Annotated in this window: 18 protein-coding genes; 7 read left to right on the plus strand and 11 right to left on the minus strand. The window is 64.1% G+C overall.

The genetic code is table 11. From position 1 onward, the window contains the following. Window positions 1–8 precede the first annotated feature (8 nt). Both AC07OK_RS07115 and AC07OK_RS07120 read left to right on the plus strand, forming a co-directional pair. Complete coding sequence (locus AC07OK_RS07115) at window positions 9–5,027, plus strand: hybrid sensor histidine kinase/response regulator (RefSeq protein WP_494689642.1); 5,019 nt, start codon at window positions 9–11, stop codon at window positions 5,025–5,027. 118 nt (window positions 5,028–5,145) lie between these two features. After that, window positions 5,146–5,400 carry an NHLP-related RiPP peptide gene (locus AC07OK_RS07120; RefSeq protein ID WP_494689643.1) on the plus strand — a complete coding sequence of 85 codons (255 nt, stop codon included), beginning with the start codon at window positions 5,146–5,148 and terminating at the stop codon, window positions 5,398–5,400. A gap of 18 nt (window positions 5,401–5,418) precedes the next feature. On the opposite strand, the gene AC07OK_RS07125 is transcribed toward AC07OK_RS07120, so the two are convergent. The 9 genes from AC07OK_RS07125 to cyoA all read right to left on the minus strand — a co-directional run bounded on the left by AC07OK_RS07125 (window position 5,419) and on the right by cyoA (window position 14,063). Beyond that, entirely contained in the window at window positions 5,419–6,558 is a 1,140-nt protein-coding gene (locus AC07OK_RS07125; protein ID WP_494689644.1) for a putative peptide maturation dehydrogenase, read from the minus strand. A 19-nt stretch (window positions 6,559–6,577) separates the two neighbouring features. Next, window positions 6,578–7,168, minus strand: a complete 591-nt coding sequence (locus AC07OK_RS07130; protein WP_494689645.1) for a 2'-5' RNA ligase family protein — start codon at window positions 7,166–7,168, stop codon at window positions 6,578–6,580. A gap of 191 nt (window positions 7,169–7,359) precedes the next feature. Continuing rightward, window positions 7,360–7,902, minus strand: coding sequence for a response regulator transcription factor (locus AC07OK_RS07135; RefSeq protein WP_116989097.1), 543 nt, complete (start codon window positions 7,900–7,902; stop codon window positions 7,360–7,362). Next, the gene (locus AC07OK_RS07140; protein WP_494689646.1) at window positions 7,892–9,268 is read right to left on the minus strand and encodes an ATP-binding protein; all 1,377 of its coding nucleotides are present in this window, start codon (window positions 9,266–9,268) and stop codon (window positions 7,892–7,894) included. Before AC07OK_RS07140 ends, AC07OK_RS07135 begins: the two co-directional genes overlap by 11 nt. Beyond that, window positions 9,269–10,048 (minus strand): SURF1 family protein, encoded by a 780-nt coding sequence (locus AC07OK_RS07145; protein ID WP_494689647.1) that lies wholly within the window; start codon window positions 10,046–10,048, stop codon window positions 9,269–9,271. Further along, on the minus strand, window positions 10,045–10,443 hold the full coding sequence (gene cyoD, locus AC07OK_RS07150) for a cytochrome o ubiquinol oxidase subunit IV (protein WP_494689648.1): 399 nt from the start codon (window positions 10,441–10,443) through the stop codon (window positions 10,045–10,047). Before cyoD ends, AC07OK_RS07145 begins: the two co-directional genes overlap by 4 nt. After that, on the minus strand, window positions 10,440–11,069 hold the full coding sequence (gene cyoC, locus AC07OK_RS07155) for a cytochrome o ubiquinol oxidase subunit III (RefSeq protein WP_494689649.1): 630 nt from the start codon (window positions 11,067–11,069) through the stop codon (window positions 10,440–10,442). Before cyoC ends, cyoD begins: the two co-directional genes overlap by 4 nt. Beyond that, a complete protein-coding gene (cyoB, locus tag AC07OK_RS07160; RefSeq protein ID WP_494689650.1) occupies window positions 11,062–13,062 on the minus strand; it encodes a cytochrome o ubiquinol oxidase subunit I in 2,001 nt (666 codons plus the stop codon). The genes cyoC and cyoB overlap by 8 nt, the downstream gene beginning before the upstream one ends. Window positions 13,063–13,064: 2 nt before the next feature. After that, a complete protein-coding gene (gene cyoA, locus AC07OK_RS07165; protein ID WP_494689651.1) occupies window positions 13,065–14,063 on the minus strand; it encodes a ubiquinol oxidase subunit II in 999 nt (332 codons plus the stop codon). Window positions 14,064–14,197: 134 nt separating this feature from the next. Here cyoA and AC07OK_RS07170 point away from each other — a divergent pair, with 134 nt between their 5' ends. From AC07OK_RS07170 to AC07OK_RS07190, 5 genes are all read left to right on the plus strand, one after another. Continuing rightward, window positions 14,198–15,550 (plus strand): MFS transporter, encoded by a 1,353-nt coding sequence (locus AC07OK_RS07170; protein ID WP_494689652.1) that lies wholly within the window; start codon window positions 14,198–14,200, stop codon window positions 15,548–15,550. A 76-nt stretch (window positions 15,551–15,626) separates the two neighbouring features. Next, window positions 15,627–16,616: a 2-dehydropantoate 2-reductase gene (locus tag AC07OK_RS07175; RefSeq protein ID WP_494689653.1), complete on the plus strand. Its 990-nt coding sequence runs from the start codon at window positions 15,627–15,629 to the stop codon at window positions 16,614–16,616. Window positions 16,617–16,841: 225 nt separating this feature from the next. Next, complete coding sequence (locus AC07OK_RS07180; RefSeq protein ID WP_494689654.1) at window positions 16,842–18,392, plus strand: SDR family oxidoreductase; 1,551 nt, start codon at window positions 16,842–16,844, stop codon at window positions 18,390–18,392. Window positions 18,393–18,449: 57 nt separating this feature from the next. Next, window positions 18,450–19,826 carry a wax ester/triacylglycerol synthase family O-acyltransferase gene (locus AC07OK_RS07185; RefSeq protein WP_494689655.1) on the plus strand — a complete coding sequence of 459 codons (1,377 nt, stop codon included), beginning with the start codon at window positions 18,450–18,452 and terminating at the stop codon, window positions 19,824–19,826. 33 nt (window positions 19,827–19,859) lie between these two features. Further along, the gene (locus AC07OK_RS07190; protein WP_494689656.1) at window positions 19,860–20,336 is read left to right on the plus strand and encodes a hypothetical protein; all 477 of its coding nucleotides are present in this window, start codon (window positions 19,860–19,862) and stop codon (window positions 20,334–20,336) included. A gap of 87 nt (window positions 20,337–20,423) precedes the next feature. Here AC07OK_RS07190 and AC07OK_RS07195 read toward each other — a convergent pair whose 3' ends face one another. Both AC07OK_RS07195 and AC07OK_RS07200 read right to left on the minus strand, forming a co-directional pair. After that, window positions 20,424–21,155 (minus strand): hypothetical protein, encoded by a 732-nt coding sequence (locus AC07OK_RS07195; protein ID WP_494689657.1) that lies wholly within the window; start codon window positions 21,153–21,155, stop codon window positions 20,424–20,426. 119 nt (window positions 21,156–21,274) lie between these two features. After that, the coding region (locus tag AC07OK_RS07200; protein WP_494689658.1) for a hypothetical protein at window positions 21,275–21,459 on the minus strand (185 nt) is incomplete at its 5' end.

Here is a 21,459-nt window from a genome sequence, read left to right on the forward strand (position 1 = left end):
GCCCCGATTTGAACGTCCACGCCCCCACCCCGCTCGCCTGTCTGGCCGCCCGCCGCTGGCTGTGCGCGGCGTTGGCCGCCTGCATGATGCTGTGCGGCGCCGCCGTCGCCGGCCCTGAGCGCTGGGACCAGCTGGCCACGCCCCTGTTCGAGCACCTCGGCCTGGAGCAAGGCTTGCCCCATCCGGTCGGCATGGCGCTGGCGCAGGACGGCGACGGCTATATCTGGGTCGGCACCCAGGCCGGCCTGGCGCGCTGGGACGGCTATCATATGCGCAGCTTCCACCACGACAGCGCCGCCCAGATGTCGCTGCCCGGGGACTTTATCCAGGCGCTGCACGTCGATGTGCGCGGCCGCCTGTGGGTGGGCACCGCCGCCGCCGGCCTCACCATGTTCGACCAGCGCCGCGAACAATTCACCCGCCCCATCGAAGAACTGGGCAAAGGCCAGATCAACGCCATCGCCAGCGACGCCAGGGGCAATCTGTGGATCGGCACCTCGGCGGGCCTGAAGTACTACGACACCATCGAGCACACGCTGCGCCGCTACACCCACGAGGAGTATCCCGGCCTGCCGGACAACCAGGTCCGCTCGCTGCTGATGGACCGCGCCGGCACGCTGTGGATAGGCAGCGGCACCGGCCTGTCCCGGCTCAAGGAAGGCGGCGCCATCACCCAGGTGGCCGTCAGCGGCGAGGGCCGCGGCGGCTGGAGCGACACCGTGCTGTCGCTCGGCGAGAACAGCCTCGGACAGATCGCCTTCGGCACGCTCAAGAGCGGCGTCGGCCTGGTCGACGCCGGGGCCGACCAGGGCCGCATCCTCGGCATCCCGGGAGTGAAGGAAATGCAGGGCAATATGGTGCTGGCCGTGATCGAGACGACGCCCGGCACCTGGTGGGCCAGCACCTACGGCGGCGGCGTGGTGGAGTACCGCAACGGCAAGGGCCACCGCATCCTGCACCAGCCGGCGGTGGCGCTCAGTCTCAGCAACGACCGTACCGCCGCCCTGCTGCGCGACCGCAGCGGCATGATCTGGGTGTGCACCGAACGCGGAGTCGACATGTTCGATCCGCACAACGAGAGCGTCGATTCGGTGTTCGGCGCCGAGGGCGCGCCGGAAGCGGCCGTCAGTTCCCTGATGACCGACAGCCAGCGCCAGGTCTGGATCGCGCTGGCCGACCAGGGCATCGACATCGTGCGGCCGGACGGCGCGCGCCGCGCCGCGCTGCGCCCCGACCCCGCCCATCCCGACACCGCCCTGCCCAACCGCATGGTCCTGTCGATGGCCGAAGCCGATCCCGGCGACGCCTGGATCGGCACCCAACTGGGCCTCTACCGCACCCACGGCCAGGCGCGCAGCGTGCGCCGCGTGCCGCTGCCGCAGGCCAGTCCCTATCCGCGCATCGGCACCATCTTGCGCCGAAAAGGAGAACTCTGGCTGGGCACCTTCGAAGGGTTGCTGCGCTACGATCCGTCGGCCGGCACCGTGCGGCGCTACGTGCAAGGCGCGGCCGATGCCGGTGGCCTGACCGACAACCGCATCCACGCGGTGGTCGCCGACGCCGACGGCACGCTGTGGATCGGCACCCGCAATGGCCTGAACCGGCTGGACCCGGAAAGCGGCAAGGTGGAACAGATCCGCGCCGATCCCGGCAAGCCGAACGCCTTGTCGGAAGCCGTCATCAGCACGCTGGTGCTGGACACGCGCGGCCGCATGTGGGTGGGCACCTACGGCGGCGGCATCTGCGTCATGACCGGGCGCGACGCGCAAGGCGCGCCGCAGTTCGCGCGGGTCGGCACCACGGCGGGCCTGGCCAGCGGCACCATCATGTCCTTGCAGTCCGATCCCGTGGGCCGGGTCTGGGCGGCCACCGCCGACAGCATCGCGGTGATCGACGCCGCCACCCTCAAGGCGCGCGCGCTGACCCGCGCCGACGGCCTGGCCTTCCGCACCTTCTTCATCGGCGCCAGCGCGGTCACGCCGGAACGCGACCTGGTGTTCGGCGCCACGGCCGGCTTCGCGGTGGTCTATCCGGGACGTCTGAACGACTGGGGCTACCGTCCGCCGCTGGTCATCAGCTCGGTGCGCGTGGACCAGCGGGTGTTGACCCCGGACCGGCTGGCCGGCGAGCAGGGTCCGACGCTGACACTCAGGCCGGAGAACCGCAACTTCGAAGTGGAGCTGGCGGCGCTGGACTTCTCGGCGCCGCAGCGCAATCGCTACGCTTATCTGCTGGAAGGCTTCGACCAACGCTGGGTGGAGGTCGACGCCAGCCGCCGCATCGCCAGCTACAACCGCCTGCCGCCCGGCACCTACCGCCTGCGCATGCGCGGCAGCAACCGCGACGGCCAGTGGACCAGCGATGAGCTGCAACTGCAAGTGGTGGTGCTGCCGGCCTGGCACCAGACCTGGTGGGCGTGGCTGGGATACTTGCTGGCCGCGTGCGCGCTGGCCTGGGCGCTGGTGCGCTGGCGCGTACGCCAGCTGCACATCAAAGGCGAGCAGCTGCAGGCGCTGGTCTACTCGCGCACCCAGCACCTGGAAAAACTCAACGCCATCGTCAAGTCGATCAACGAGCAGCTCGATTTCGACGCGCTGCTGCACACCATCCTGCATGAATCGACCGTCATCCAGGGCATCGACTCGGCGCTTGCGCTGGTGCGCGAAGCCGGCACCGAGACGCTGTCGCTGCGCGCGGCCTGGGGTCGCATCGACGCCGCCGCCGACACCTACAATATCGACCTGCGCCAGGCCGAGCTGCGTTACGCGCCGGCCAGCGGCATGATCGCGCCCGACATCTTCGAGGTCCACCACCAGCATTCGCTGCCCGGCGACGTCTGCGCGCTGCTGGCGGTGCGGGTGGTGATCGACGGCCAGGTGGAAGGCTACCTGGTGTTCGAGAACTACCAGTACCAGGCGGCCTTCGCCCCCAGCGACCTCGATCTGCTCAAGGCCTTGAAGGAGCCGTTCGTCTCGGCCTACCAGAAGGCGCGCGCGCTGCGGCTGCTGGAACAGGCGCGCGCCAACGCCGAAGCGGCCACCCGCGCCAAGAGCGACTTCCTGGCCAATATCAGCCACGAGATCCGCACCCCGATGAACGCCATCCTGGGCTTCGCCGGCCTGGGCACGCACCTCGACCTGGCGCCGCAGCCGCTCGACTACTTCCGCAAGATCGGCCGCGCCGGCCAGAGCCTGCTGGAGATCATCAACGATGTGCTGGACTTCTCCAAGATCGAATCGGGCAAGCTGGAACTGGAAGCCCTGCCCTTCGACCTGCCCGACACCCTGAGCCAGCTGGCCGACCTGTTTGCGTGGCGCGCCGCCGAACGCGGGCTGGAACTGGTGATCTGGGCCGCGCCGGACGTGCCGTCCAACCTGCTGGGCGACCCGCTGCGACTGAGCCAGATCCTGGTCAACCTGGTCGGCAATGCCCTCAAGTTCACCGCCCGCGGCCACATCGAGCTGCGCGTCGAACGCGATCACGCGGCGGCGCCGGACAACCACATCGCGCTGCGCTTCGTGGTCGAAGACAGCGGCCTCGGTATCAGCCAGGAGCAGCAGGCGCGCCTGTTCCAGGCCTTCGCCCAGGCCGACGCCAGCACCACGCGCCTGTACGGCGGCACCGGACTGGGACTGGCGATCTCGCAGCAGCTGGTGCGCAAGATGGGCGGCGTGATCCAGGTCGACAGCGAGCCTGGCGTGGGCAGCAGCTTCAGTTTCACCGTGGCGCTGCAGCCGGCCGCCGACCAGACGCCGCGCCAGGCGCCGCTGCCGCCCTCGGTGCAGGGCAAGCGGGTGCTGGTGGTGGACGATAGCGAAGCGGTGCGCCACATGATGAAGGTCCAGCTGGCGAGCCTGGGCCTGAAGCCGCGCGCGGTGGCCTCGGGCACGGCGGCGGTGGCGGCGCTGCAGCAGGAGGACTACGACATCCTGATGATGGACGCCGACATGCCCGACCTGGACGGCATCGAGACCCTGCGCCTGATGGCCGATGATGCGCAGCTGGCGGCGGTGCCGGCGGTGTTGATGGTGACCGCCTACGCGCGCGAACATCACCGCCAGACCGCCGAGCAAAGCCGCCTGATGCCCTTCCTCGACAAGCCGGCCAATCCCTATCTGCTGCGCGGCGCGGTGCTGGCGGCGCTGGGCCTGGAGAGCAGCCTGCCGGCCGCCAAGCTGGCGGCGCCGCCGTCGGTGGCGGTGCAGCGCATCCGCGGCGCGCACGTGCTGGTGGTGGACGACAACAGCATCAACCAACAGGTGGCCAGCGAAATCCTGCAGCGGGCCGGCGTCAAGGTCGACCTGGCCGCCAGCGGCGAGGAGGCGGCGCGCATGACCGCCGCCGGCGACTACGACGCGGTACTGATGGACATCCAGATGCCGGACATGGACGGCTACCAGGCCACCGCCCTGATCCGCGCCGACGAGGTCCACGGCAAGCTGCCGATCATCGCCATGACCGCGCACGCGGTGGCGGGCTACCGCGAACGCTGCCTGGCGATGGACATGAACGATTACGTCACCAAGCCGATCGACCCCGACACCTTGTACGCCGTGCTGGCGACCTGGGTCGAGCCTGACCCGGGCCGGTCGCAGTTGGACAGCGCCGGACCGGCGCCGGCCGCCCATCCGGACCACACCGCCTCCGCCAACGCGCGGCGCGGCATCGACCTGGATGCGGCGATGGCGCGGCTGGGCGGCCACGGCAACCTGCTGTCGCGGCTGCTTGGCCTATTCGCCAAGGATTTTGGTGCGAGTTTGCAACAGATTCAAGATGCAATCCACCACGGCGAATTTTTGAAGGCGGCCGACCAGGTGCACAAGATACGCGGCGCGGCCGGTAATATCTCGGCAACAGAGTTGTTTGAAACCGCCACCGCGCTGGAGGACCGGCTGCGCGATGATCCCTCTGCGCTGGCCGATTTGCTGCAGGCATTCGCCCAGTCGTTCGCGATCGTGATGGACAGTGCGCATCACGACATGCTTGAGCAAGATGCAAGGATGGCCGACCTGGCCCAGACTACCTAGCAATTTGCGAGTTGCACGGGGCTTGCGGAAGTTGCTTGAGGTAATGCTTGCTTTGGCCTAGGATGAACTTGCGTTTCGACACGCGAGATTTCTTCAAACCCACACGAAAGGTAATGACATGGCCACGCACTCCCCGCAAGATCTCGATCTGCTGCTGTCCAAATTGTCCGGCGACGACACGTTCCGCGCCAGCTTCCTGAACGATCCACAACTGGCACTGGGCACGCTGGGCATCAGGCTCGATGCCGACAAGATCCCAGCCTTGCGCAGCCTGCCGGCCAAGGAAGTCTTCATCGCCTCCCGCCACGCCATCAAAGGCAAACTGGAAAACGCCGCCGGCGCGATTCCGTTCTTCCTGTCGGGCCAACGCTAAGCCATCCCGAACGATCGCTCACGGTTCGTAGCGCATTTCCACCGTATCCTGCGCGCCGGACGCCTGTCCGCAACCGCATACAGCGATCACCATATCCTTCAAGGGGTCGAGCCCAAATACCCGCTCGATGTCGATCTCGTTCACCGCCGCCGTCACAAAGGCCGGCATACCGGCTTCCGTCGCCAGCAGATAGAAGGTTTGCGACAGATGGCCCGCGTCCAGCAGCAGCGCGCGGTAAGCCTTGGCGTGATTGCGGTACTTCCAGAAATTGCGCTCCACCCGCGCCGCCAGCACCACCATCATCGGCGCATCGACAAACCAATCCTGATCGGCCACCATGCGCATCGCCAGTTCCGCCGTTTGCGTGGTATCCATCGCCGCCAGCGGCTCCAGCGCGTGACGTACCGGATGATAGTGGTACAGGCCGGGCGCGACGCCATCGATGCGCTGCGCCAGCACATAGGCTTCGACCGGATGCAGGCCGCCGGCTGATGGGCTGAGCTTTTTCAAGACGAAGGCGCCGGGCGCCATTTCGCGTTCGCCCTGCGAGCCAAAGGCGCGCTGCAACAGGCGCGCGACGGTGGCGACGGACAATGCGGCGGCGGGATCGAAATTGCGTCCGGTGTAGCGCTGGAACAGCGTGTCGTCGAGGCGCGCGCGGTCGGGATGGGGCAGCGCGATGGCCTCGCCCTCGGCGCAGCGCTCGATGGTGGGACCGGGCGGCGCGCCATACGAGACCACCAGCTCTTCAAAGCTGGGGAACTGCATGCCCTTGTCGACCCGCATATCGCCCCAGCGGCTGAACGTATGGGCGACCGCCGACAGCGGCCGCCAGTTTTGCGAGCGCAGCACCTCGTCGCGTTCGCGGAAGCGGGGCTCATCGCCGATCAGCAGGCCGCATTCCAGCAGGCGGGCGATGACGGCGGCGCCGTATTTTCCTTCGCTGGTGTCGCGCTCCTGCCACAGCGTCAGGCCGATGCCGCCCAGCGCCGCCATCTCGTCCAGGGTGACTTCCACTTCCTCACCCAAGTGCGGCGCCAGCGCCATCCAGCGTATCGTCGCGCCGAGCGCGCCGTCGCCGGCGAACAGCGCCGTCCAGTCGATATCCAAATCCTCGCGGGGTTCCAGGAACAATACGGCGCAGCGTCTGATCAGCATGTGGGACTCACCTTGAAAGTTAGCCTTGCAAGCTCCAGCGGCCTAGTGCGGTGTAAGGCAGGTTCTGGCCGATGTGGCTGTGGACCAGCACCAACTCGCGCACCGTCCACTCGACGGGAGTGACGGCTTGCGGCAGCGCCGTCACATCATCGTACAGCAGTGTGACGTGCGGCGTATAGCTCGGCGGGTTGCCGGGCAGGCCCGCCTTGAGCAAGGCCATCGCGAGACTTTTATACAGGGAGGCAAGTCCGGTCACGCCGTCGCCGCCGGTCAGCACGAACGGCCGGTTGCGGGCGCGGTTGACGAAGGTCTGGGCAACGTCGAAGCTGACCGCGAAAGGCGCCGTTGCCGCAGCCACTAAAGCTGCGGCCTGCCCTGCCCGCGCTACCAGGCTGTCCGGCATGCCGGGGAAGTCACCCAGGTTGCACAGCGTGGCATGCAAGCGCGTATCGGCGATGGCCCGGCCGCGCATGGCGTGCGCGGTCTTCAGCCCGGCGGTCAGTTGGTGGATACGGGCGATGGCGCCGGCGTCGGGCAAGACCGCAAAGAAGATCCGGTCCGTCAGCTGAGGTTCGGGTTCAAAACCCGGCAGTAAGGTCTGTTGTGTCATGCCCCACAGTTTAACGCTTGACAGCCTCGATTACACTTGTAAATGAAGGAAACGATGAAAGCCATTCCACCGATCAGCGAAGCCGAATCGGGGTCACGAATCGGGGTCAAGTCTGACATTCGGACACAAGCTGAGCCTTAGCGGGCGATACAGTAGAGCTCGTGTCCGAATGTCAGACTTGACCCCCGGTGTTATTTGACGCGTTGTTTCTCCAGCTTGCGCGCCAGTGTGCGGCGGTGCATGCCCAGGCGCCGCGCCGCTTCCGAGATGTTGAAGTCGGTCTCGGCCAGCACGGTGTGGATGTGCTCCCACTCCAGCGTCTTGACCGAGGTGGCGCGGTTGGTCAGTTCCAGCTCCGCCGCGCCGGCCACGTGTTCGAAGGCCGCTTCGATGTCGTCGGTGTTGGACGGCTTGGCCAGGTATTGGCAGGCGCCTAGCTTGATCGCTTCCACCGCCGTGTTGATGCTGGCGAAACCGGTCAGCACCACGATCAACATCTCGGCATCGTGCTGGTGCAGCATCTGCACGCAGGCCAGGCCGGACGAATTGCCCTTCAGCTTCAGATCCACCACCGCATAGCCCGGCGAGTGGTCGACCAGCAGCGCGCTGGCTTCGTCCACGTTCTCGGCCAGCAGCACCTTGTAGCCGCGCCGTTCAAAGGAACGACTCAAGGTACGGGCGAAGGCGGCGTCGTCCTCGACCAGCAACAACACGCGTTCTTCTTCAGTAGTCATATTGATTACTTTCCGGTTTGATTTCGATTTCCGACAGCGGCAGCGTCAGGCGCACCAGCGCCCCGCCCTGCGGCCAGTTCGACGCCGTCACCGCACCACCCAAGGTGCGCGCAACGTTCACCACCAGGAACAGGCCCAGGCCACCGCCCGGGCGTCCCTTGCTGGAGTTGTAGGGCTTGCCCAATTGCGCCAGGATCTCCGGCGCGAAGCCCGGCCCCGCGTCCATCACCTGCAACACCAATTGGCCTTCTTCCAGGCACGCCTCCATGCGCAGCCATTGCGGCGACGCCTCCAGCGCATTGTCGAGCACGTTGCAGATCATCTGTTTCAAGGTTGAGTCGGACACCACCGGATGATCGGGCGCGATGCGGTTGTCGAATTCAAACGCCACCACCGGCCGCCCCACCCGCCACTCTGCCACCAGTTCCGCCAGGAAGGTGTTGATGGTGGTGGCCGCCGACGATTCGCCGCGCGTCTCGCCGGCCGACAGCAAAATCCCGCTGACGATGGATTTGCAGCGCTTGAGCTGGGTCTGCATCTCGACGATCTCCTCCAGCAGCACGGCGTTGGCCTTGAACTCGGGCATGTGCTTCCAGTCGCCCAGGATCACCGCCAGCGTCGCCAGCGGCGTGCCCAGCTCGTGCGCCGCGCCCGAGGCTAACAGGCCCATGCGGATGATATGGTCTTCCTCGGCCGCGCGCTGGCGCAGGTCCGCCAGCTTGGACGCCGTCACCCGCACGTTGCGCATGATGCGCGTGATGAAGATGACCAGCAGCGCCGCGTCGAGCACGAAGCAGATCAGCATCCCCTGCACATACAGGCTGGAGATGCCGCGCCCGTGGTCCAACGGCAACGCCAACGGTTCGGAGAACAAGGCCAGTCCCGCGATGCAGGTGCCGGTGACGACAACAATGGTCCAGGTCGACCATGCCTCCAGCAGCACCGCGCCCAGGATCACGTGCAGCAGGTACAGGAACACGAAGGGATTGGTGGCGCCGCCGCTCAAATAGAGCTGCGCCGTCAGGCTGGCGATGTCCACCGTCAGCGCCAGCAGCAGCTCGCTGTTGGACACCACCTGGTTTTCCTGCCAGCGCAGAGTGCTGGCGATGTTGAAGGCGATCAGGCAGGCCAGCACGTTCAACATGGCCGGCAGCGGCAGGCGCACGTCGAACACCATGGTGGTGGCGAAGATGGTGGTGATCTGCCCCACCACGGCAATCCAGCGCAGCTGGATCAGCTGCTGCATGTTCTTGTGGCCGGCCGCGTGGGTGATGGTGTTGGCCGAAGCGTTCACCGCCGCCAGCGGCTCGAACACCGGGGCGTTGGGCCGCCCACGGTCGTATGGATTGTCGTTTTTCCTTGCCATTTATGCTTTAGTCTGTGATTTGCGCCCGTCGCGGACGACCCATACGGCGCCGCCAACAATCATCAGCGCCAGCGCGTACCAGGTGACAGCATAAACCAAATGGTTGTTGGGGAAGGAAACCACGGTCAGGCCGCCGAGCGGCTCGCCTTCTACCACCGCCGCGCCGGCGTCGGCGTCGGCGTCGACGAAATACGGCGCCACGGCCGGCAGCCCGCGCGCATGGGCGATGGCTTGCACGTCGCGCGTGTACCAGTAGTTGCGGGCCGGTTCATTCTGGCGCAGACGGCCGGCAACTTCGCCCAGGCGCAGCAACCCGGTGACCGTGACCGCCTCGCCGCCGCCGGCGCAGGCATCGGCCTTGGCGGCCGGTGGTGCGGCCTGCGGCGCCCAGCCGCCGGAACCGGCGCGGATGAAGCCGCGATTGACCATGACGATGGCGCCATCGGCCGTGCACAGCGGCGACAGCACCCAGTAGCCGATGCCACGGTCCAGCGAGGCCAGCACCTGCGTGTCCGAGCCCTTCAGGTAGTGTCCGCTCAGTCGCACGCGGCGATAATCGTCCGCCTCGGCATTCAGCTGCGGCCATTGCGCGGCGCCGGGCGCGTCCACCGGCGCCGCGTGCACGCGCTGCTCGACGCGTTCGATCAGCGCCAGCTTCCATTGCAGGCGGAATATTTGCCACGTCCCCAAAGCAAAAAACCCTGCAAACATCAACCCGGCCGCAATGGCCAGGCTGATGCGCAGGGCGCGGGAACGTGGGCGCGATGCCCCTTCCATCATTGCATGTCGCGCATATTGTGCACGTCCGTACCCATGGACGGCATCATGTTGACGTTCATGTGGTACATGACCCAGATCGAACCGGCCAGTACGATGACCAGCAACACCAGCGTGAACATGGTCGCCAGCAGCGACCAGCCGCCTTCGATCTTGCCGTTCATGTGCAGGAAGTACACCATGTGGACGATCACTTGCACGGCCGCGAAGCCCAGGATCACCGCGGCGGTGGTGCTGGATTTGTCGAAGGCCTTGTGCATCACCAGCCAGAACGGAATCGCGGTCAGGATCACCGACAGGATGAAACCGATCGCGTAGTCCTTCAGGCTGCCGTGCGGCGCGCCGTCGTCGTGGCCGTGGCCGTCATGACCGTGGTGGTCGTGGTTATGCGCGCTCATGGCAGAACTCCCATCAGATAGACAAAGGTAAACACACCGATCCAGATCACGTCCAGGAAGTGCCAGAACATCGACAGGCACATCAGGCGACGGTTGTTTTCCGGCGTCAGGCCGTGCTTGGCCAGCTGGCAGATCAGCGTGACCAGCCAGATCGAACCGAAAGTCACGTGCAGGCCGTGGGTGCCGACCAGCGCGAAGAACGAGGTCAGGAACGCGCTGCGCTGCGGACCGGCGCCTTCGTGGATCAGGTGAACGAATTCATCCAGTTCCAGGTACAGGAAGGCCAGGCCGAACAGGCCGGTGATGGCCAGCCAGACGATGGTGGCCTTCAGGTTCTTGCGCTGCGACGCGATCATCGCGAAGCCGTAGGTGATCGACGACATCAGCAGGAAGCCGGTGTTGAGCGCCACGGTCGGCAGGTCGAACAGCTCGGCGCCGGTCGGGCCGCCCGCGTAGTTGCGGCCCAGCACGGCGTAGGCGGCGAACAGGCCGGCGAACAACAGGCAGTCGCTCATCAGGTAGAGCCAGAAGCCCAGCAGCGTGCCGTTCTCCGGGTGGTGGTCGCGCACGTAGTAGCGTGCGCTTGGGTCGGCGCTCACGGCGCCGTTAGCGATAGATTCAGACATGGGCTTCCAGCAAACGAGTATGCGCTTCTTCGGTGCGGATGACTTCTTCCGCAGGGATGTAGTAGTCGCGCTTGTAGTTAAAGGTGTGCGTGATGATCGCGACCATCATGGCGATGAACGACAGGCCGGCCGGGATCCACATCTGCCAGATCATGCTGAAGCCCAGCGCGAACGACAGCGCCGAGATGATGAAGCCGGCGGCGGTGTTCTTCGGCATGTGGATCGAAACAAAACCTTGGGTCGGACGCTGGTAGTTGTTGGCCTTCATGTCGGCCCAGCTGTCGCTCTCATGCACCACTGGCGTGAAGGCGAAGTTGTAGTCCGGCGGTGGCGACGAGGTGGCCCACTCCAGCGTGCGGCCGCCCCATGGGTCGCCGGTCACGTCGCGCAGGGCGTCGCGGTTTTTCCAGCTGACGTAGAACTGCACCAGCATCGCGCCGATACCTGCGGCGATGATCAGCGCGCCGATGGCGGCGATCACGAACCATTTTTGCAGCGATGGATCTTCGAAGTGGTTCATGCGGCGGGTAACGCCCATGAAGCCCATCACGTACAGCGGCGTGAAGGCCACCCAGAAGCCCACCAGCCAGCACCAGAACGAGACCTTGCCCCAGAACTCGTCGAGCTTGAAGCCGAACGCTTTAGGGAACCAGTAGTTCAAGCCTGCGAAGCAGCCGAACACCACGCCGCCGATGATGACGTTGTGGAAGTGGGCGATCAGGAACAGCGAGTTGTGCAGCACGAAGTCGGCAGGTGGCACAGCCAGCATCACGCCGGTCATGCCGCCGATGGTGAAGGTCAGCATGAAGCCGACGGTCCACAGCATGGGCACGTCGAAGCGCACGCGGCCCTTGTACATGGTGAACAGCCAGTTGAAGATCTTGGCGCCGGTCGGGATCGAGATGATCATCGTGGTGATGCCGAAGAAGGAGTTCACCGACGCGCCCGAACCCATCGTGAAGAAGTGGTGCAACCATACCAGGTAGGACAGGATGGTGATCACGATGGTGGCGTACACCATCGAGGTGTAGCCGAACAGCTTCTTGGCGCTGAAGGTCGAGACGATTTCCGAGAACACGCCGAACACCGGCAGCACCAGGATGTAGACCTCAGGGTGGCCCCAGATCCAGATCAGGTTGACGTACAACATCGGGTTGCCGCCGAGGTCGTTGGTGAAGAAGTTGGTGCCGACCATGCGGTCCAGCGACAGCATCGCCAGGGTGATGGTCAGGATCGGGAAGGTAGCAACGATCAGGGCGTTGGTGCACAGCGCGGTCCAGGTGAAGACCGGCATTTTCATCATGTTCATGCCCGGCGCGCGCATCTTGACGATGGTGGCGATCAGGTTGACGCCCGACAGCGTGGTCCCTACCCCGGCCACCTGCAGCGACCAGATGTAGTAATCGACGCCGACGTCAGGCGACGCGGCGATGCCGGACAGCGGCGGGAAGGCCAGCCAGCCGGTGCGGCCGAATTCGCCGACGAACAGCGAGACCATGGTCAGCATGGCGCCGAAGGTGGTCATCCAGAACGAGAAGTTGTTCAGGAACGGGAACGAAACGTCGCGCGCGCCGATTTGCAGCGGCACCACGTAGTTCATCAGGCCGGTGACCAGCGGCATCGCCACGAAGAAGATCATGATCGTGCCATGGGCCGTGAAGATCTGGTCGTAGTGGTGCGGCGGCAGCATGCCGGCGTTGTCGCCGAAGGCGATCGCTTGTTGGGCGCGCATCATCAGCGCGTCGGCGAAGCCGCGCAGCATCATGATAATCGCCAGCACCATGTACATGATGCCGATTTTCTTGTGGTCGATGGAGGTGATCCAGTCGCGCCACAACGGGCCCCACAGGCGGAATTTGAACATCACGGCCAGGAAGGCCAGGCCGCCCAGCGCCACCATGGCGAAGGTGGCGATCAGGATGGGCTCGTGGTATGGAATTGCTTCCAGCGACAGCCGTCCAAAGATCAGTTTGGTCAGGTTGAGATCAGACATGGTCATTCTTTACGGAGTGGTTGGGCCGTGGCGGTGGCGACTTTAGGCTCGCACACATCTTTCGGCAGTTCTTTCGCGGCGGCGGCAGCCTGCATGCGCATGGCGTCCTGCTCCATCTGCGCGTTCATGCAGGTCGAGCCTTCGGCCACGCAGCGGTTCAGCACCAGGTCGTACAGGCCTTTGTCGACGCTGCCGAAACGCATGATCGGATGCTTGATGGTCGGCTTGTCCAGGTCCAGGTAGCCGGCGCGGGTCAGCGTGCCGCCGGCGGCGCGGGTCTTGGCGACCCAGGCGTCGAAGTCGGCCTGGCTGACGCCGTGGTATTTGAACTTCATGTCCGAGAAACCGGCGCCGCTGTAGTTCGACGAGAAGCCGTCGTACACGCCCACCTTGTTCATCACCGCGTTCAGCTGGGTCTCCATGCTGGGCATGGTGTAGACCATGCCGGCCAGCGCAGGAATGTAGAACGCGTTCATCACGGACGACGAGGTCATGTGGAAACGGACCGGCACGTCGATCGGGGTCACCAGTTCGTTGACGGTGGCGATGCCTTGTTCCGGGTAGATGAACATCCACTTCCAGTCCATTGCCACGACCTGCACTTCCAGCGGCTTGACGCCGACGGCCACCGGACGGTCTGCGTCGATGCGGCTCAGTGGGCGGTATGGGTCCAGCAAGTGGGTGTAGATCCAGGTGATCAGGCCCAGCACGATGACGATCAGCAGCGGAGCGCCCCAGATCAGCAGTTCGAGCTTGGTCGAGTGGTCCCAGTTCGGTTTGTATTCAGCGGAAGTGTTCGACTTCCTGTAGCGCCAGGCGAACAGGCAAATCAAAAACATGACGGGTACGATAATCAACAGCATCAGCAGAGTTGACACAACAACAAGGTGCGCCTGCTGGGCTGCGATATCACCGGACGGGTTCAACACGACCGTGTTGCAGCCTGCTAGCCACAACAGCGGTGCGAGGAACAGTCCACGACGCGCGAGAGGAGGAATCATGAGGTAATCTACGTTACAGTATGTGGATGATGTGTTACTGTACCAATCACGGAATGTTCTTGCCATTGGACACTTTGTCCTAGGAGCCGGGACATATACGTGATAAAAATATCAACGTAAAAGAGACAGAGATTATGGCCACTACGACTACACCAAATGGCGTGCATGTTGGCGCCCAAGAACCATCTCAGGCCGGTAATGATGCACGCAACATCAATGCACGGGACGACGATCACATCTCACCCGGCGAAATAGCGGTCGGCGTCGTCATCGGGCGCGCTTCCGAGTATTTCGATTTCTTTGTCTACGCGATTGCTTCCGTACTCGTGTTCCCTTCGCTGCTGTTCCCGTTCGACGGGCGGCTGGAAGGCACTTTGTACGCGTTCACCATCTTCTCTTTTGCCTTTATTGCAAGGCCCATCGGCACCGTGATCTCGATGGCCGTTCAGCGCCGCTACGGGCGTGAGGCCAAGCTCACCGGGGCGCTGCTGCTGCTGGGTTCCACCACCGCCGGCATTGCCTTCCTGCCATCTTACGCCGACAACGGCTTTTACTCCATCGTCATCCTGTCGGTGTTGCGCATCGGCCAGGGCCTGGCCTTGGGCGGCTCGTGGGACGGCTTGCCGTCACTGCTGGCACTCAACGCGCCTGAAAACAAGCGCGGCTGGTACGCGATGTTGGGGCAACTGGGCGCGCCGGTCGGCTTCTTCATCGCCGCCGGCCTGTTCTGGTACCTGATCGGCAACCTGAGCGACCTGGACTTCATGGACTGGGGCTGGCGCTATCCGTTCTACGTGGCCTTCGCCATCAACGTGGTGGCGCTGTTCGCCCGCCTGCGCCTGACCTCCACCAGCGAGTACGCCAAGCTGCTGGAAGAGCGCGAGCTGCAACCGACCAGCGTGATCGAAATGGCCAGCTCGCAGGGCCGCAACCTGATCATCGGCGCCCTCGCCGCCTTGGCCAGCTACGCGCTGTTCCACCTGGTGACGGTGTTCCCGCTGTCCTGGATCACAATTTACTCGCCGCGCTCGGTGACCGGCTTCCTCGGCACGCAGATGGTGGGCGTGGTGCTGATGGCGGTGGGCGTGGTGGCGTCCGGCTTGATCGCCGACCGCATCGGCCGCCGCCGCACGCTGGGCTCGCTGGCCATCCTGATCGCGGTGTTCAGCGGCTTCGTGCCGATGTTGCTCAACGGCGGCGAAGCCGCGCAGGATGCCTTCATCATGCTGGGCTTCGCCTTGCTGGGCCTGTCGTATGGCCAGGCAGCCGGCGCGGTGACGGCCAACTTCCCGGCGCAGTACCGCTACACCGGCGCGGCCTTCACGTCCGACCTGGCATGGCTGGTGGGCGCGGGCTTCGCGCCGCTGGTGGCGCTGGGCGTGTCGTCGCAGTTCGGGCTGGCGTATGTGGGCTTGTACCTGCTGTCGGGCGCGGTCTGCTCGCTGGCGGCGCTGAGCCTGAACCGCGCGCTCGACATTCGCAACTAGTTAGCAGCCAGGGCGCCGCACGCCAAACATATACTTCTGCTAAGCTTTCATTTTTTTACGCCACCCGGAGTAGCGAATGAAGGTATGCATAGTAGGCGCCGGCGCCATCGGCGGCTTTATCGGCGCCCGCCTGGCTGCGGCCCAAGCCTGTGATCTGAGCGCTTACGCGCGCGGCGACACGCTGGCCGCGTTGCGTCAACACGGCTGGCGCCTGCAACAGGGCGACACGCCGATCCAGGCACCCGCCCGCGCCAGCGACAATGCGGCGGAACTGGGGCCGCAGGATGTGGTGATCATCGCCGTCAAGGGCCAGGCCCTGGCCGCCGTGGCGCAGCAGATTGCGCCCCTGATCGGTCCGGAAACCCTCATCCTCCCCGCCATGAACGGCGTGCCCTGGTGGTTCGGACACGGCGTGGCCGCCATCGGCAACGAGCCGCTGGCCAGCGTCGACCCCGGCGGCCTGATCGCGGCCGCGCTGCCCTACCCGCAAGTGCTGGGCTGCGTGGTCCACGCCAGCACCTCGACGCCATCGCCAGGACTGGTCAGCCACAAGATGGGCAACGGCCTGATCATCGGCGAACCTGCCGGCGGCGACTCCGAACGCGCGCAGAAGCTGGGCGCGCTGCTGCGCCTGGGCGGCTTCGACGCCAAGGTTTCCGCCGATATCCGCTACGACATTTGGTATAAATTATGGGGAAATATGACCCTGAATCCAGTGTCAGCCATCACCGGCGCGACGGCGGACCGCATTCTGGATGACCACTTGGTGGCCGAATTCTGCCGCTCCGCCATGCGCGAGGCGGCCATCATCGGTGAGCGCATCGGCTGCCGCATCACCGAAACGCCCGAGCAGCGCCACCTGGTCACGCGCAAGCTGGGCGCCTTCAAAAGCTCCATGCTGCAAGACGCCGAGGCCGGCCGCATGCTGGAACTGGACGCGCTGGTGGCCGCCGTGCGCGAGATCGGCCAGCGTCTGCAGCTGGCCACCCCGCACATCGACGCCCTGCTGGGGCTTACCCGGCTGTTCGGCCGCGTGCACGGCCTGTATCCCGAAGTCCAACACTAAACCCAGCCTCCCGCCCATCGCCGCCAGCCGCGCGGCGACGGGAGCGTTGCGCAAATGCCTCAATGTTGCAAATGGGGCCATATCCGTTTCTCTCGTGATCACTCTGCATGACTCGCGCAGCCATGCGTTTGGCTTCCAAAGCCACTGCATAATCGCCAGTCACTCCCCGGTTTCGCTCTAAGATCGGCTCATTGCAGTAATGACACCGTTTCTGAGAAGCCCCCTATGAAACCAGCATTGAACGTACACGCAGCACTGTCGGGTAAGCGCGTACTGATTACCGGCAGCACCGGTTTTCTCGCCAAGGTAGTGCTGGAAAAGCTCATCCGCAGCGTGCCGGACATCGGCCGCATCGTGCTGGTGATACGCGGCGGCCGCGGCAAGACCAACGGCGACGCCCGCACCCGCTTCGAGCGCGATATCGCCACCTCCTCCGTCTTCGACCGCCTGCGCGCCGAACGCCCGGGCTTCCTGGCCGAGTTCTTCGCCGAGCGCATCGAGTGCGTGACCGGCGAAGTGACCGAGCCGTGTTTCGGCCTGTCGCTGGCCGAGTTCAACGCCTTGGGACGCCGCATCGACCTGGTGATCAACGCCGCCGCCAGCGTCAACTTCCGCGAAGCGCTGGACGTGGCGCTGTCCATCAACGCCCTCAGCGTGCAGAACGTCGCCGAACTGGCGCGCGCCAACAACGCGCCGCTGGTGCAGGTATCGACCTGCTACGTCAACGGCTACAATCGCGGCGCCATGCTGGAGCAGAATGTCACGCCGGCGCGCGCCGCCATCCCGCGCCACGCCGACGGCCATTATGATTTATACGGTTTACTCAAACAACTGCAGCATCGTGTAGCCGCCATCAAGGCCGAAACCGGCGACGCCGAGCAGCAGACGCGCCGCCTGACGGAGCTGGGCATCGCCGAAGCCAACTACCACGGCTGGAACGACACCTACACCTTCACCAAGTGGATGGGCGAACAGCTGGCGATGAAGGCCATGCGCGGCAAGACGCTGACCATCGTGCGTCCGTCCATCATCGAAAGCACCTTGCAGGAGCCGGTGCCCGGCTGGCTGGAAGGCGTGAAGGTGGCCGACGCCATCATCCTGGCCTACGCGCGCGGCAAGACCAACTTCTTCCCGGCCAAGCCGAACGAGATCGTCGACATCGTGCCGGCGGACCTGGTCGCCAACAGCGTGATACTGGCCGCCGCCGAAGCGCTGGCCGATCCGGGCGCCACGCGCATCTACCAGGCATGCACCGGCTCCGCCAACCCGATCTCGGTCGGCCGCGTGATCGAACTATTCCAGACCGAATCGCAGCGCAACTGGCGCAACTACGAGCGGCTGTTCTACAACGAGCCGAAACACGGCTTCCGCGTCGTCAGCCGCCCGGTCTTCCTGTTGATGCTGCGGGCCATGAGCCTGGGCGCGACCGCCTGGAGCGGCGTGCGCCGCCTGCTGGGCGCGGGCGAATCGCCCAAGCTCGAAGCACTGCGTACCACGCAGCTGCTGGCGTTGACGTTCTCGTTCTACACCGCGCCGCGCTACGTGTTCCATAACAAATCGCTGCTGGCGCTGGCGCAGCGCTTCGGCAGCGAAGACCGGGCGCGCTACATGGTCGACCCGACCGTCATCGACTGGCCGGACTACCTGTGCCGCATCCACATGACGGGCTTGAACCGTTATGCGCTGCGGCCGCGTTCACCCAAATCGTTGGAGGCGGCGGCGGCAGCGGCGCCGGTTCCAGAGCAGGAAACTGAAGCACGACCAGTAAAAATATAAGCGAAATATAAGCGGACGTCGGCATAGATCCGACGCCGCACGAGGAGACAGCGTCACATGAGCAAACCAACCGCAGCACCGGCGGCAATGACACGTCGCGACTATGCATGGCATCGCATGGACACCGACAAGAACCTGATGGTCATCAACAGCATCCTGCTGTTCGAGGGAGCGGTCGACATGGAGCGGCTGATTTCGACCATCGGCCTGCGCCTGCCGAACTACCCGCGCTTCACGCAGAAGGTGGTGCAGCGGCGCGGCCGTCCGCACTGGGTGGAGGACGATCAGTTCAACATCGCCCAGCACATCAAGCTGGAACAGATGTCGCAAGAGGTCAGTCGCGAAGAGCTGCAAGGCCACATGACCCGCATCGCCCACCTGCCGCTGGAACGCGACCGGCCGATGTGGCACATGACGGTGCTGGACCGCGTCAACGGCGGGCATGCCATCGTGTTCCGCGTCCACCACTGCATCACCGACGGCCTGGGGCTGGTGCACGTGCTCAATCACCTGACCGACGACAACGGTGTGCATGGCCGCACGCCCTCGCCGGTCGGTCATCCGCACCGCGCCACGGTGGCGCAAAACGCCGTGTGTTCGGCGGTGGTGCGCGGCGTCTCCTGGCTGAAGATCGCCTTCCACGTGGCGCGCCTGTCGGTGCTGTGGCCCGACGCACCGAGCCAGTTCAAGGCGCCGATGACCGGCGCCAAACAGCTGGTGTGGTTGCCGCCGCTGGAAATGGACCGCGTGCGCGCCATGTCCAAGCGCATGGGCGTGACCTTGAACGATGTGTGGGTGGCGGCCGTCTCCGGCGCGCTACGCCAGTATCTGGGCGAACGGGGACAACGTCCTGATGGCCGCGCGCTGCGCGCTGCCGTCACCTTCAACCTGCGCGAGAAGGCCAACGCCTTCCAGCTCGGGAATGAATTCGGCCTGGTGGCGGTTGACCTGCCGACCAATGTGGATGATCCGTGCGTGCGCCTGCGCCAATCCAGCGAGCGCATGACGGCCATCAAGCGCTCGCACCAGCCGCGCGCCACGATGGCCTTCCTGTCGATCGCCGGCTGCCTGCCGACCGCCTTGCAGCACTTTGCGCTGAACCTGTTCACGTCCAAGGGTTCGGTGGTGCTGACCAATATCGAAGGTCCCGGCAGCCGCCGCTACCTGGCCGGCTCGCGCATGACGGACCTGATCTGCTGGGTGCCCCAAGCGGGCAAGCTGGGTGTGGGCCTGGCGTTCATCTCGTATGCGGGCCAAATCCAATTGGCCCTGTTTGTCGACACCGACCTGGTGCCCGACCCGGAACGCCTGATGACGCTGACCTACGACGCTTTCGAGGAATTGGAACTTGCCACCCGCGCCACGCCGGCCGAGGCCCCGGAGGAGGCAGTCGACAACAGCATGACAGGCGCGCCACTATCGCCTGCCCGCTAACCTGTTACGGTATAGCTTAAGTCAAGGAACTGGATGTCCCTCAAACGATACGCATCGCTCGCCATTGCCGCTTCGCTGCTTGCCGGATGCAGCAGCTTATACATTCATCCGGCCTCCATCGGCATACGACATCAGGTCTATGTCGATGGCAAAGAAGTCCGCGACGGAAAATATTTGAGCCCGCTCCTCCCAACTGACATGTGGGTGCGGGAATACCTTTCCAAGTTTGAAGATAAACATGGGCAGGCAATGTACAAGCTAATAATAGAAAATTTCAAGGTTTTGCCAAGCCAGGTCGTCACTGCACAAGCCAAACTATTCAAGTATCGTTGCGCCATCGAAGATCCAGTAAATCGCGTCTGCGGGCTCTACCAGTTTCAGCCAATTGAAATCTCAAAACCTGAGAACATTCTCATCTTGCCATACATGTCGTACCGCGTCGAAACCTCGCCTGGCAACTACGTGGCGTTCCAGCTCTACACGATGAAGGCGCCGGACGATCAGCAATGAAAATGGCAGGCATCGGCGGCATCAGGGTCAGTTCCGGCAAAGTGCCCTTTGGCCGGTTGTCGGAACTGGCCCCTGCCCGGTAGCAAACTAGATCTCTCCGCGAATGACTTTCGCGAGATAGGTGTAGACCACGGGAAGGGACGCCTGCGGTGCCGTTGCGTCAAATATGAGCTTTGATCCCGCCGAGCCGGCACCTCGGATTTTCACCCCGTTGCGGACGCCTTCGAATTCGAATAACTCGGACGTCTTGACCTTGTACTGGGTAACCACTGTCACATCAGTGATCCCCTCGCGTGCCAGCTGTTTAAGGAGCCGTTGGAGTGTAGTTGGTTCAAAAACGATTGTGGCGCGCCCATCGTTAAGTGCAGGGAACAACCACAACCAACCGGCATACGCAGTGACCAGCCCCTCATTTCCGAGTGCATCGTAGGGAATGGATCCCAGAAACGACCAAGTGAGAGGATTCACGAGTCCTCGGCCATATGTACCGTCTGGCATTTCGTACTCAACGATTTGCACATCGGTAGACGCCCCTTCATCCGGTAGCTTTGCCCGCACCGTCGCAAAATACTTTATTCGCTTGGGCGCCACGCCATACTCCATCGGATGAGCGAGCCACTCCGCCATCGTCTGCTCGATCTTCGCGATGTCGGCCGCCGATGGTTGCTCTTGAGCCACGCCAAAAATCGGGAAAACCGCTATCACGACCAGAAAAACTAGTTTGAGCATAGTAAGAACCATATTGGGCGACACGACGCGAAAATCATAGCCTTCGGGCGGAAGGCCAGAATATGCAAAAATCGGCGGTAAGAAAAGCATCAGGGTCAGTTAAGCTTCGCATCAGGGTCAGTTCCGGCAAAGTGCCATTTGACCGGTTGCCGAATCTGGCCCCTCCGCACGCATAGTATATAGCCGCGCTCTCGAGGAAAAGTCACGCATTACCACTTCAGACAATATTGCCACAGGCTTTGGCATGCCTCTGCTATAGAATGAGGACTGAAGCTCAGATACCCAATCGTCAGGAAACACATGATTGCGCTGTCCCTGAGGGTGTAAATAATATTGTGTAAACGGTCATTTGGCAGGACACTGCCGCCATCAAGGAGATTTAATGACCGTTGTA

The organism is Duganella sp. GW821-FHT07G03, assembly GCF_059418605.1.